Consider the following 12,273-nt stretch of genomic DNA (forward strand, 5'->3'; position numbering starts at 1 on the left):
CTAAATCTCTAAAGGTACACTTATATGACTCTATTTCTCGCGATGGCAATGTTTGCATTCATTACTTCCCTCTCTCCTGGTCCGGTAAATATTCTGGCTACTATCACAGGAGCGAACCATGGCTATGTAAAAACCATTCCCCATATTTTTGGGGCGACCCTTGGATTCGTCTCTATTCTTATACTCTTAGGATTAGGCCTGATACAAGTTTTAGATGATTCTCATGTAGCAACATCCGTTTTAAATTATCTTGGTAGTACTTTCCTGCTTTATTTAGCTTATAAAGTAGCGACTAGCGATAGAACGGAACAAGACAAAAATAAAAAAGGCAATGCTCCAACTATGACTCAAGGCTTGTTATGCCAATGGTTAAATCCAAAAGCTTGGATTGTTTCTTTATCTGGTATCACCGTTTTTTCTAGTAATGGTGTGATTCCTCTCGAAGACCTTGGCGCATTTAGTGTGATATTTTTTATCGTATGTTACTTCTGTATATCCACGTGGGCTCTATTAGGGTTAACTATTGGTAAATACCTTGAGCATCCAATCCATTATAAAATTTTTAACCGGATCATGGGATCTTTGCTTGCCTTAACAGTAGTATATGTATTCTTCATATCAAAATAACAATGGACGTTATATTGACTAATTCAAAAACACATTTTTTAAGACCTTCTATTCTTCCGTTTGAACTACGTTATTCAAATGATTCAAATGCCTGCTATAAAAAACACTCGCATCCAGAGTTTTCTATTGGTGTCGTAGATAATGGTGTTAGTGAATACATGAATCAAAACTCAAAACAAGAAATAAGCACAGGCTCTACTGTAATCATCAATCCTGAAGCAGTACATTCTTGTAACCCAAAACGTGGGACTAATTGGAGCTATAAAATGCTTTTTGTTGAGCCTGATTGGTTAATACAATTGCAAACAAGCATCTCTGGTATTAAGCACAATGAATTTCAACCCTTTCAGAAAAATCACAGCCGATGTCCTGCTCTATATCAGAGCTTTCAATCGTTAGCACAAATATTGATTGAAAACGAATCGTCATTATTGGTCGAAGAATCAGCGATCGCTTTTTTCTCTACACTTATCTTTAATGAGCTTAAAACATCACCACCACGCCACATTATTTCCACACAAGCAACTCATCTCGCATACCAATACATTTCAGATAATGTTGATAAAAATATGTCTATCTCTGAAATAGCGAGGGAGTCTGGTTTGAGCCATTTTTACCTTATTCATTCATTTAAAAAACAATACGGAATAACACCGCATGCGTACCAACTGATGATGAAGATAAATAAAGCCAAAACCTTACTAAAAAAGGGAAATGATATTGCCTCTATTGCTACAGATCTTGGGTTTACCGATCAAAGTCACTTTCATCGTCATTTTAAAAGCATCGTGGCTGCAACACCAAAGCAATATAAAATAGACAAACACTTATTGATTAATGATTAATGATTTACTATCCACAATTTAGCTAAATCACACCAGCCAAAACCATTCATTCTTATCTCTTTTAGGCTTTCAGATGTGATGAGTTCAAACGAATCTTTCTTAACGATATCAATAACGTCTATCTGCTGTAGCCAATCATACAGTCGTTGAAGTTCTTTAACAGCTTGCGCCAAGTCTGGAGTATTTTTTATCTCAGACACTTTATTTAAAAAGAAGCCGTGATCAGTTTCTTTAACCATTTGGTTTTTAAAAGGGTAAAGGGATAAAAAAGCCAAACGACTGTATAACCGATCACTTTCTTCAAGAATGCTACACAATGTGGTATCAGCTTGATAATGGTAGTCACCATAAAGCACCTCTTGTCGTGTCTGAGATGGAAAAAATGTATCTGCTAAGGCTTTGCATTCATTATTATTTTCATAAGTCACTAAATTAGAGCTATTCAAATTACTGCCTTGTTTTTTTATTATCATAAATAATGAATGGTATTTACTTTTATACGTAACCGTCTTCTCTGGAAATGACAAAATTAACTGATTTTGAGCACAAACTTTATCTTTTGCCCATTCTTCATATACCCACAAATCCACTCTTTCTAACAACGGTAATATTAAAACATAGTGATCAAACCTGCCTAATCGGATCATTCTTGGTGACAATACTTCAACCTGAAATGGGCCTGAGCCAACAATCCTATCTGTTGATAAATGAGTAGGATAAATAGATGCTTCACTTCGAGCTAATAATCTTGGTAGATGGAAGTCACCTTCAGATAAAGTAATTTCCACACACTCTTCAGAAATAGACGTTATCTCAGTGAGATTTAAATAAAGTGAATGCCAGTAAGAACTGGCTATCAATTTGGTTAAGCAACGTACTACATCTTTTGCCGTTAACGGATTTCCGTCATGGCACACAACTCCACTTCGAAGATAAAAGCGCCACTGCGTTGCTGAAAGATCGCTTTCCCAGTAATGAGCAAGATCAGGACAAATGATATCATTTTCAATACTCACCAAACGTTGAAAAATTTGAGTAACCAAATAGCGCTCGGTACGACAGATTGCTTTATAAGGTAATAACGAGCCAATTTTCCGATGAAAAGGCATACAAACCGATCGTGGTACCGTTTTATTAGAATGAAGAAGATACTTTTTAAGCTCAATAGAAGCGTTACGTCCACCAAAGCTTAGTATATTTAAAACAGAGTCAGTATTACCAGAATCAACCACATTCAATACACAGTCATAACACGCTTCAATGGGTTCTTTAAGACACTTCAATTTTGCTTTTTTGCTGCGGCCAGGCGTTGCTTCCCATTCAACCCACCCCGCATTAACTAATCTCTTAATCACAGTTTGAACATGGCGCTCACTGATCTTCAATAACCATGAGAGTTCTGTGATATTACAGCTTGATGCTACTGGTCCATACTTACGAAAAAGTATGTCATAAACCTCTAGTTTTCGTTTTATATTTTCCATAGCTCCAAATTCTATCTTTTTGTTAAATGAGCATATCCGTTAGTGATTAACGTTTGCTCTAGTATAGACAATACCTGCCCACTGAGCTCGGTATTAAGCACTGAGGAGGTTTTAACATTGTTTAGTAATAATGCTGAGCAATGATCTATTTCATGTTCAAAACCACCACCACTGTTATGCATAATTGTGTGAGTCTGATCTCTTAAATGCACATCAATTCTTGATGGGTTCCACCATTTATCATGTATGACGATCTCAACGCCATCACCTTTTAAAATGGCATGTCTTGGTAAGTTTTTTGAAATTGACGCGCCTATTTTTCCTTTAATTTTACCTTCAAATAGAAACTCTACATTTTCATCAACTCTCCATTCAGGGTGCTCCCCAGTTATAGATACCGATGGCGTTGGAACATTTTCCCCAAAGAAATGGCATAAATCACAATAAAACCAAACACCATATACCCCAACATCAAGAGTCGCTCCTCCTGATAATTCAGGATTAAATACGAATATATTAGGATCATACACATTTTCATTACCGAAAGAGGCTTCTATTGAATCCACGACAATCTCGTGTTCATTCATAAAAGTCTTCAACTCTTGATAAGCAGGAAACACAACGGTTTTCATCGCTTCAAGCAATAAGACGCCATTATCTTTAGCAAGTTGTTGCATGTCTTGCCAATCTTGGTAGTTAGTAAAAGCAGGCTTTTCAACTAAAACGTGTTTATGGTGAGAAAGAAATAACTCAACAAGTGGCCTGTGGTAAGGGTGAATCGTCGCCACATAAACAATATCAACGGTAGGATCCGTCGCTAATTGCTCATAATCTCCATAATGTGATATCACCTTATAGGTAACAGCAAACTGCTCTGCTTTATCACAATTTCTAGCCGCAACGGCTTGTAGCTCACCTAATTTACTGTTGTTAGTTAAATCTTGAGCAAATCGATGCGCTATATTCCCAAGTCCTGCAATACCCCATTTTATTTTTTTCTCATTCATTATCTCATCCTATTCTTTTTTAATTGAAATAGTGTAGTCACCTCAACATAAAAGAAAAATAGAACAAATAAGCTCACTTGTTCCTATTTAAGAAGAATCAGAATATATACTAATAATATAAAAGCCCTGCTTAAATTATTCAGCAGGGCTTTTTATAAGCGACTATATTTTTCTAAACTGCATATAAGTCAGAATAGAAAGTAAAGCAAAGAAGGCAGGATCGCTCCATCCAAAGCCAACAAATATTCCTGTAATTCCTGCATACAAGGTAATAATCAAGCCCAATAGGTTCGTGATCAACAAAGCTAGAAACAGCTTTTTCGCTATAGGATTATCTCCTATATCACGCAGTAATAAACTAATGGCTGCGATACCACCAAGGAAAATACTGGTATGTTGTGACAAGAACACTGCGTATTGATCGTTTAGCTCGACACCATACATTGGCCATATTAAATGCGGACCAAAAAACAACGCCAAAGCAAATACGGTATAAATTGCGCCATGTACCGTTAGAAAAACTTTATTATTCAACATAACTTAACTCCCTTTATTTAGCCACTGGCCCATTATTAATCATAGTTAATGGGATATTTACGTCAAAGATCTGACCACGAACTTCCTTCACCCCCATATCTTTTAATCGTGCAGCATGCATTTCTAAATAGTTTTGAGCTGTTATCTCATCCTCAAATAAGTAGATACCACCACCTAGCTGGTCTTTTTCATTCTCAGTCCAAATTTTCCAGATCACCCCAGGTTCATGATTAATTGATTCAGCTAAACCAACCAACATTGATGACATTTCTTCGCCAAACGGGCCTGAAAATTCAAAATCAACTTGTAGTAACTTACTCATAACTCTCTCCAAAAATACAGCAGAAGCAATAAAGGAGTAATACACTTCATATTACCTCCCTTGCGATAGATGCTATAATACCTACAAAAATTGAACAGAAAAGTTCATAAAACTGCGTATAACTGTGAGTATTTTAGACGGATGAGATTAAAAACAACGTTAGACCAATGGTTAACTTTATTTGAAATAGATAAAGCGGGCAGTATTCAAGCAGCCGCTATTGCACTAAATAAAAGCCATACCACGCTCATTTATGCCGTAAAAAAACTGGAAGACCAACTCGGGGTTTCATTACTTAAAGTTGAGGGACGTAGAGCGGTATTAACGGATGATGGGAAGTCATTATTACGCAGAGCACAATCAATGCTTGAGCAAGCAAAAGCGCTTGAAGAGATCAGTACACAACTATCTCAAGGCATTGAAGCTGAAATCACGGTCGCGATAGATCACCTATGTGATCGTTCATGGTTATATTCCGCCATGTCTGAATTTCTTGACGACAACAGTACGACTTCGGTTCAAATCATTGAAACCTCACTCTCTAAAACAACCAATATGGTCACCTCTGAAAGCGCCGATATTTCTATTATTACTCTGCCTATTACCAATCATTCTTGTGAGGCTTTTGGTATGGTTGAGATGTTTCCCGTTGTTGTAAAACACCACCCATTAGCATCACTTTCTAACCCTTGTCTGTCTGATTTAATAACCAACAATCAAATTGTCATTCGAGATTTGGGCTTAGATAATAAACAAAATGCAGGTTGGCTAAAATCAAACCAGCGTATAACCGTTGATAATTTTGATCATGCATGGCAAGCCACTAAGCAAGGATTGGGGTATTGTCGTCTTCCATTGCATATAATTGAACATCATAACGATAAAAATATGATAATTTTAGATATAGAGGGCTCGACCAGTTATCAAGTTCCCTTACACCTCACACTACCAAAAGGCGCTAAAACAGGTCCTGCTGCCAAGTGCCTTTATCAATTGCTGATTAAATCCGTACAAACAAGAATCATACCACCACAGAACTGATAGAGTAGTGGCATACTACTATAAAAATAGAAAAATAAGCGCCCTTTCTATAAAGGATAATTTAAATGCCTCTACTAGTAAAAAAACCGTCTTCATAGCTCGATATTTGCGAACTACCTATGCTATGGTTCTTTTGTTAATAAGGAATCCAATGAACGATTATGAGCTTTTCATCAAAGTAAATGATGCTATTTTACTTGAGTTTGATGTGTTTAAACCATGGGAAGAAAACGTTACTTTTAAATATTCAAAATCAATTAATGGAGCGATTTCCGATTTCGGAACCACAAAGAAAGCTACTCACTAAAGTACTTGAGAAAAAAAGACCAAAGAAAAAGAAAAAGAGAGCAATATAAAAGCCATTATTACCTTAATCATAATGGCTTCTTATTACGTTAAGTTTCATAATTAACTGCGTTATTTTTAATTAAAACAACCTATTTTTGAGAGCGAATAATTTCTTCATCCATCCATTTAAGTAACTGTTTAATTGCTTTGGATAAAATCTGATTCTGTCTAACAATATAACCTAAACTTGTTGTTGGGAATTTCGGTAAAGAGGTTACCTTCGTCTTCAGACTTTGTTTCATGTAAATCGAGAACTCAGGGACGATCGCAACACCAAACCCCGCCTCAGCCCAATCAATTTGAGCATCGACACTACCTACTTCCATAATGCGATATTTAGGTAAATTCAATGAAGGTAATGCCAAATCCAATAAGTCACGAGTTCGCGTATCATGCCCTAATAATATCAACGTTGGTTCTTCATCTAATTCAATATTAGGGTTCTTTTTTGCCTGCTGCCATAGCTCTAAGTTATCACCTAATGCACACCATTTTATTTGCTGAAGTTCAGTAAAGTGCAGTGGCAGACTCTCTTTTTGTGCAATAACGAATCCTAAATCTGCTTCTGCACTTTTCACTAGTTCAGACGCTTGTGAAGAGGTGGTATTAAGCAGAGAAAAATCGATACCAGGGAATTCTTGCTTAAATAATTGAAATGGACCAATCAATAATAAACGGGAAATAATATCACTCGCAGCAATGGTTAACGTTCCTCGACTCAGATCATTAATCGCATTCAAGTCAGCTTGGCAAACTTGTAGTGCCATTAATGTATTTTGACTGGTTTCTAATAATCGAACGCCAGCTTCAGTTAAATGAAATGGATTTCTCTCAATCAATTTCACTCGCGTTGAATTCTCTAACTGTTTGATATGTAAACTAACATTTGGTTGTGTCATGTGTAGGACCGTAGCGGTTTTACCAAAATGTTTTAACTCTGCTAATGTCACAAATGTTTTAAGCCAATGAAGGTCAAGCATTCCCATACTCTCTTTTTGAATATATTTCACCCAATATGATATATGGATTTCTTATCAAGTCGATAATTATAATTAATTTCTCATATTGCATTATTGGGATTAGCATAGCGTCTTAATCATTTAGGAGTTTGTGTTATGCCGTCTATTGTTGTTGTTGGTGCTAATTGGGGCGATGAAGGTAAAGGCCGTATCGTTGATTTTCTTGCTGCGGATGCGTCTGCAAGTATTCGTTTTCAGGGCGGTAATAACGCCGGTCATACTGTGGTAAATGACTTCGGTACCTTTAAACTTCACCAACTCCCAAGCGGTATTTTTAACCCAGACTGTACAGCGGTTCTTGGCCCAGGCATGGTAATTAGCCCTGCGGCATTAAGCGAAGAAATCGCAGAAGTTAAAGCGGCTGGCATTGAAGTAAAAATGCACATATCTGATCGTGCGACGCTTTGTCTCCCTCTTCATGCGCTTGAAGATACACTTGAAGAATTACGTTTAGGCGACGGTGCTTACGGTTCAACTCGTCAAGGTATTGCTCCTGCGTACGGTGACCGTGTAATGAAAAAAGGCATCCTTGTTGGTTGGTTAATGCAACCTGAAGTATTGCTTGAGCGTATTCAATTCATGCTTGATTGGAAAATGCCACAACTTAAAGCGCTATACCCAACATGTGATTTCAGCCAAACGGCAGAAGAAATGACAGAATGGTTATTAGAAGTAAGTGCTCCTTGGCGTAAATTTATCTGTAACGTAACTGAACCTCTAAAAGTAATGCAAAAGAACGATGCAAATTTATTGTTTGAAGCACAGTTAGGCGCTGGTCGTGATTTAGTTTATGGTGAATATCCATGGACTACCTCTTCAAACGTAACCGCAGCTTATGCTGGTATCGGCAGTGGTTTACCTGCGTTACGCCCTGAACGTATTATTGCCGTTGCTAAATCTTTCAGCTCATCTGTAGGTACAGGTACGCTAGTTACTGCAATGGAAGAGCAAGATAACTTCCGTGAAGCGGCTAACGAATATGGCGCAGTAACAGGTCGTCCACGTGATATGGGTTACTTTGATGCAGTTGCAACACGCAACGGTGTTGAGCTACAAGCGGCAACTGAAATTGCATTAACAAAAATTGACTGTTTAAGTGGTATGGCGGATCTTAAAATCTGTACGTCTTATGCTGGCGAACACACTGAGAACCCAATCTGGCCTCAAACTTCAGCACTAAGCCCTGTTTACGAAAACATGGAAGCATGGCAAGAAGACATCACTGGTTGTCGTACTTTTGAAAGCCTACCAAAAGCGGCTCAAGCATATGTATTACGTATTGAAGAGCTAATGGGCGTGCCAGTAAGCATGGTTTCTGTTGGTCCTGAACGTGAACAAATGATCATCCGTTAATCTGAACATTATTAATATACGTTAATGATTGACGTATAGAATAAAAAATTAAAGCCGTGCCATCCTATTGTGTGAGAATTTTAGGTGGTACGGTTTTTTATTATCAAACCAATAATTCATTTCAATCTATCTCATTAGAGGCACAACAAATCTAATAAATAATCACTATGACCCGATTCATAGTTGAGCTAGAGATCTAATTTTTGACTCAAAACTCAACAGAGTTAGATTGAAAAAAGAGGAGTTCAGGTACACTCTGCATTTAATATTTATAAACCAAGGATAGGAAATGAATTCGGTTCGTTTTGGAGAGAAGCTAATCACTCCATCTAAATTATTATGTATTGGCCGTAATTACGTTGCCCACATTAATGAATTAAATAATACGATACCAGAACAAATGGTGGTATTTAATAAACCGAATTCATGTATTTCTTCCACACTTTCAGCTTTTCACCAAGAGCGCCTACATTATGAAGTAGAGATCTGTTTTCTTATTGAAAAAGAACAGCTATCTGCCGTTGCAATAGGTTTTGATTTAACCAAACGAGATTTACAATCTGAGCTAAAAAGCAAAGGGCTTCCTTGGGAGCGAGCAAAAGCATTTGATGGAGCAGCCGTGTTTAGCCGTTTCATCCCTCTTGATGGTATCGACATTAATCAACTTCAAATTGAGCTATTCATTAACAGTATGAGAGTCCAATGTGGCCAAGTTAGCCAAATGATTTACTCTCCAGAAACAATCCTTGCTGATTTAAAATCCTATACCCAATTGTATGATGGCGATGTCATCATGACTGGTACACCTCAAGGCGTAGGTGAAATTCATATGGGTGATATTTTTCTTAGCCGCTTAAAGTTAGATGGAAAGACACTTATTGAGGCTGAATGGGTAGCGAGGTAGTTTTTCAATCCAGAGTCATTTTATAAACATAAAACAACCACTTAAGAAACCATTAAATAATAATTCTATCATTATTTTCTAACATGCTGATTATTTATTCTGTTCTGAAGCTTTAAACATGGAAAACTGGATATCACTACTATAAAATCCGCCTCCTAATTTATAATTCAAAATAAAATAATGATTGATATTACTATTCTTCCTGTTTATTTAACTGCTGTTATCGCCCTGCTTCTTTTACCTGGTCCAGATATGCTATTAATTGCAAGTTCGAGTATGAGTTACGGCCGTAAAGTGGGATTGTTTGCGAGTTTAGGTAATGCGACCTCGGGGATTATTTTAACTCTACTTGCTGCTTTGGGCGTATCTGCATTAATTGCAATGAGTCCTTTAGCTTTGCAAGCCTTGCATTTACTTGGCGGTATGTATTTATTAAAGATGGGCTGGGATTGTATTCGAGCAGAAGCTGATGAAGCGCCAGAATTACAACAAGGTTCAACAATGGCGACCACGTTTTACCAACGTGCTTTAGTCAGTAATCTATTAAATCCTAAAGCATTAGTTTTCTTTGTGATGTTTTTACCGCAATTTGTTTCTACCAATATTGCAGCAACCTCTGGTGAGCAAATGCTAGTTCTTGGGTTATTGCTAAACGTACTTGGTTTGCTGTTTAATCTAATCTTAGTCGCTTTAGTAGGCACGCTTGGAAAGTCATTAATTAATAATGTGAAATTCAGAACCTATCAACATAAATTCATGGGAGGTATTTTTATGATTCTTGCCTTATGGATGTTGAGTTCTTTTGTGACAGCGCTTTAATACAATTTAGCGATATACATAAAAACGGTGAGCATTGAGCTCACCGTTTTTGTTTCTGACCTATCTATTGATAGCTTAGCCTCTTTAGCACTCTTGTTTTTAAACTAGGCTCTTTTGATGCTCTGTGATCAAATGTTCCATCGCTTCATTTGCTTTAGCTTGAATTATCAAGTATTCATCTGTTGGTGAAATATCTACCACCACTTCATAATAACATTTCAATTTCGGTTCCGTTCCTGATGGGCGAACAATAATACGAGAGCCGTCTTCTAAATGATAAATCAGCACATCACTGGCTGGTAAATCAATTGATTCTGTCATGCCATTTGAAAGATACCGTAACGACGCTTTTAGATCTTCAGTAACACTGATATTTACTCCAGCGATTTGCTTTGGTGGGTTTGCTCTAAGTTTATCGCCAATTGGTGGAGAATTAGGATCTAATGCAATACTTTGTTGCGCGTTTACATATAAACCGTGAGTACGATAAATCAATTCTAACTCATCCCAAACACTCTTACCTTGAGTTGAAAGCTCAGCAGTTAATTGAGCAAAAGCAACTAAAGCTGATAATCCATCTTTATCCCACACTTCACTACCTATGGTGTATCCAAGCGCTTCTTCATACGCAAAAAGAAATTGCTTCTCATCACTCTGTTTTTGCATTGCGACATTAGTCAGCCATTTAAAGCCAGTAAGTGTCTGGAAATACTCTGCACCGTTTTCCTCAGCTATTTTCTTTAATAAACGAGAAGACACAATCGTATTACCAACCAACTGCTTAGTTGAATCCGTGTGCTTCAACAAATAATGTCCAAATAAAATACCAACTTGATCTCCTGTCAGCATTTGATAACTACCATCTACTTTTCTCGCAGCAAGGGCAAAACGATCCGCATCGGGGTCATTAGCACACGCAAGTTCAGCTTGTACTGAATCTGCCAGTGCGATCACCATATCCATTGCTCCTTTTTCTTCTGGATTAGGGAAGTTTACAGTAGGGAAAGTACCATCTGGCTCTTTCTGCTCAGCAACACTAAAAAAATGATCAAAACCTGAATCTCGCAACAGGGTTTCAGCCATATCAGCACCAACACCGTGCATCGCGGTATAAGCAATCGAAATGGCAGATGGATCCGTATGGTTTGAAAGTAATGGGTTACTGTTCATCGCATTACGATAACTTTGGTAATAATCATCATCCAACCACACCAATAAGCCTTTTGCTTCCGCATCACCAAGCGACATTAACGGAATTGGCTTAGTCGCCGCAATATCTATTTCATTAGCAATACCAGAATCGTGCGGCGGGATAATTTGCGCACCATTTTCCCAATACACTTTAAAACCATTGTATTCTGGCGGATTATGGCTTGCAGTAACCACCACTGCGCCTGCTGCATTAAACTTCTTTATGCCATAAGCAACAATTGGAGTCGCTGCTACTTTCTTGGTTAAAAAGACTTTAATGCCCAGAGCAGTTAAAACACTAGCGGTATCACGAGCAAATTGTTGCGAGTCAGTACGACCATCATAACCGATAACAACGCCTCTTTTGCTTGCATCAATAATGTGTTCAATTAAATAATGACCTAAACCTGTCGCTGTTTCTTGAATCACGAGTCGATTCATTCGGTTAGGCCCAGCTCCTACCATACCACGCAACCCTGCAGTACCAAATTGCAGACGAGAAGAGAAACGATCTTCTAATTCTGAAACATTATTACTATCAACAATGCATTGAAGCTCTTCACGTGTCTTTGGATCTGGATCTCTAGTTAACCACTCTGTTATTTTTTGCATCATAATAAAAACCTCTTTACTGAATATGTCACAATTCTAAATGATATTTATTATCAATTACATGAGCGCAATCGCTAAACTCATGTAAAATTAAACATGAACAAATTATAGCTCTAATACATAACTATCTTTACTCAGATAATACAAAAAACAACTATCTCTTA

Annotated in this window: 13 protein-coding genes; 7 read left to right on the plus strand and 6 right to left on the minus strand. The window is 37.4% G+C overall.

Annotated elements, in window-relative coordinates; translation table 11 throughout:
• Positions 1-24 precede the first annotated feature (24 nt).
• Together ACU5DF_RS12990 and ACU5DF_RS12995 are read left to right on the plus strand one after the other, a co-directional pair.
• Positions 25-627: a LysE family translocator gene (locus ACU5DF_RS12990; RefSeq protein WP_446713179.1), complete on the plus strand. Its 603-nt coding sequence runs from the start codon at positions 25-27 to the stop codon at positions 625-627.
• Between the two features lie 14 nt (positions 628-641).
• Positions 642-1,472, plus strand: coding sequence for an AraC family transcriptional regulator (locus ACU5DF_RS12995; protein WP_446713180.1), 831 nt, complete (start codon positions 642-644; stop codon positions 1,470-1,472).
• On the opposite strand, the gene ACU5DF_RS13000 is transcribed toward ACU5DF_RS12995, so the two are convergent.
• The 4 genes from ACU5DF_RS13000 to ACU5DF_RS13015 all read right to left on the minus strand — a co-directional run bounded on the left by ACU5DF_RS13000 (position 1,469) and on the right by ACU5DF_RS13015 (position 4,822).
• Positions 1,469-2,956, minus strand: coding sequence for an ABC transporter substrate-binding protein (locus tag ACU5DF_RS13000; RefSeq protein ID WP_446713181.1), 1,488 nt, complete (start codon positions 2,954-2,956; stop codon positions 1,469-1,471). The genes ACU5DF_RS12995 and ACU5DF_RS13000 overlap by 4 nt on opposite strands.
• An 11-nt stretch (positions 2,957-2,967) precedes the next feature.
• Positions 2,968-3,963, minus strand: a complete 996-nt coding sequence (locus tag ACU5DF_RS13005; protein WP_446713182.1) for a Gfo/Idh/MocA family protein — start codon at positions 3,961-3,963, stop codon at positions 2,968-2,970.
• 162 nt (positions 3,964-4,125) lie between these two features.
• Positions 4,126-4,497: a hypothetical protein gene (locus tag ACU5DF_RS13010; RefSeq protein ID WP_446714234.1), complete on the minus strand. Its 372-nt coding sequence runs from the start codon at positions 4,495-4,497 to the stop codon at positions 4,126-4,128.
• A 16-nt stretch (positions 4,498-4,513) separates the two neighbouring features.
• Entirely contained in the window at positions 4,514-4,822 is a 309-nt protein-coding gene (locus tag ACU5DF_RS13015; RefSeq protein ID WP_446713183.1) for a monooxygenase, read from the minus strand.
• A 141-nt stretch (positions 4,823-4,963) separates the two neighbouring features.
• On the opposite strand from ACU5DF_RS13015, the gene ACU5DF_RS13020 reads away from it, so the two are divergent.
• Together ACU5DF_RS13020 and ACU5DF_RS13025 are read left to right on the plus strand one after the other, a co-directional pair.
• Complete coding sequence (locus tag ACU5DF_RS13020; protein WP_446713184.1) at positions 4,964-5,863, plus strand: LysR family transcriptional regulator; 900 nt, start codon at positions 4,964-4,966, stop codon at positions 5,861-5,863.
• Positions 5,864-6,014: 151 nt separating this feature from the next.
• Positions 6,015-6,170, plus strand: coding sequence for a hypothetical protein (locus ACU5DF_RS13025; RefSeq protein ID WP_446713185.1), 156 nt, complete (start codon positions 6,015-6,017; stop codon positions 6,168-6,170).
• Positions 6,171-6,300: 130 nt separating this feature from the next.
• On the opposite strand, the gene ACU5DF_RS13030 is transcribed toward ACU5DF_RS13025, so the two are convergent.
• Positions 6,301-7,191, minus strand: coding sequence for a LysR family transcriptional regulator (locus ACU5DF_RS13030; protein WP_446713186.1), 891 nt, complete (start codon positions 7,189-7,191; stop codon positions 6,301-6,303).
• Between the two features lie 135 nt (positions 7,192-7,326).
• Between ACU5DF_RS13030 and ACU5DF_RS13035 the strand changes: the two genes are divergently transcribed.
• The 3 genes from ACU5DF_RS13035 to ACU5DF_RS13045 all read left to right on the plus strand — a co-directional run bounded on the left by ACU5DF_RS13035 (position 7,327) and on the right by ACU5DF_RS13045 (position 10,306).
• On the plus strand, positions 7,327-8,583 hold the full coding sequence (locus ACU5DF_RS13035; protein WP_446713187.1) for an adenylosuccinate synthetase: 1,257 nt from the start codon (positions 7,327-7,329) through the stop codon (positions 8,581-8,583).
• A 289-nt stretch (positions 8,584-8,872) separates the two neighbouring features.
• A complete protein-coding gene (locus tag ACU5DF_RS13040; protein WP_446713188.1) occupies positions 8,873-9,487 on the plus strand; it encodes a fumarylacetoacetate hydrolase family protein in 615 nt (204 codons plus the stop codon).
• Between the two features lie 180 nt (positions 9,488-9,667).
• Positions 9,668-10,306: a LysE family translocator gene (locus ACU5DF_RS13045; protein ID WP_446713189.1), complete on the plus strand. Its 639-nt coding sequence runs from the start codon at positions 9,668-9,670 to the stop codon at positions 10,304-10,306.
• A gap of 99 nt (positions 10,307-10,405) precedes the next feature.
• Here the strand turns inward: ACU5DF_RS13045 and ACU5DF_RS13050 are convergent, their stop codons facing one another.
• Positions 10,406-12,112 carry a phospho-sugar mutase gene (locus tag ACU5DF_RS13050; RefSeq protein WP_446713190.1) on the minus strand — a complete coding sequence of 569 codons (1,707 nt, stop codon included), beginning with the start codon at positions 12,110-12,112 and terminating at the stop codon, positions 10,406-10,408.
• Between the last annotated feature and the right edge of the window lie 161 nt (positions 12,113-12,273).

The sequence above is a fragment of the Aliivibrio wodanis genome (genome assembly GCF_052920805.1).

What these genes read in the sequence shown, in the direction of transcription:
- ACU5DF_RS13020 (WP_446713184.1), top strand. Translation starts at nt 4,964, where the DNA reads ATGAGATTAAAAACAACGTTAGACCAATGGTTAACTTTATTTGAAATA.
- ACU5DF_RS13040 (WP_446713188.1), top strand. Translation starts at nt 8,873, where the DNA reads ATGAATTCGGTTCGTTTTGGAGAGAAGCTAATCACTCCATCTAAATTA.
- ACU5DF_RS13045 (WP_446713189.1), top strand. Translation starts at nt 9,668, where the DNA reads ATGATTGATATTACTATTCTTCCTGTTTATTTAACTGCTGTTATCGCC.
- ACU5DF_RS12990 (WP_446713179.1), top strand. Translation starts at nt 25, where the DNA reads ATGACTCTATTTCTCGCGATGGCAATGTTTGCATTCATTACTTCCCTC.
- ACU5DF_RS13050 (WP_446713190.1), bottom strand. Translation starts at nt 12,112, where the DNA reads ATGATGCAAAAAATAACAGAGTGGTTAACTAGAGATCCAGATCCAAAG.
- ACU5DF_RS13035 (WP_446713187.1), top strand. Translation starts at nt 7,327, where the DNA reads ATGCCGTCTATTGTTGTTGTTGGTGCTAATTGGGGCGATGAAGGTAAA.
- ACU5DF_RS13025 (WP_446713185.1), top strand. Translation starts at nt 6,015, where the DNA reads ATGAACGATTATGAGCTTTTCATCAAAGTAAATGATGCTATTTTACTT.
- ACU5DF_RS13000 (WP_446713181.1), bottom strand. Translation starts at nt 2,956, where the DNA reads ATGGAAAATATAAAACGAAAACTAGAGGTTTATGACATACTTTTTCGT.
- ACU5DF_RS13005 (WP_446713182.1), bottom strand. Translation starts at nt 3,963, where the DNA reads ATGAATGAGAAAAAAATAAAATGGGGTATTGCAGGACTTGGGAATATA.
- ACU5DF_RS13030 (WP_446713186.1), bottom strand. Translation starts at nt 7,191, where the DNA reads ATGCTTGACCTTCATTGGCTTAAAACATTTGTGACATTAGCAGAGTTA.
- ACU5DF_RS13015 (WP_446713183.1), bottom strand. Translation starts at nt 4,822, where the DNA reads ATGAGTAAGTTACTACAAGTTGATTTTGAATTTTCAGGCCCGTTTGGC.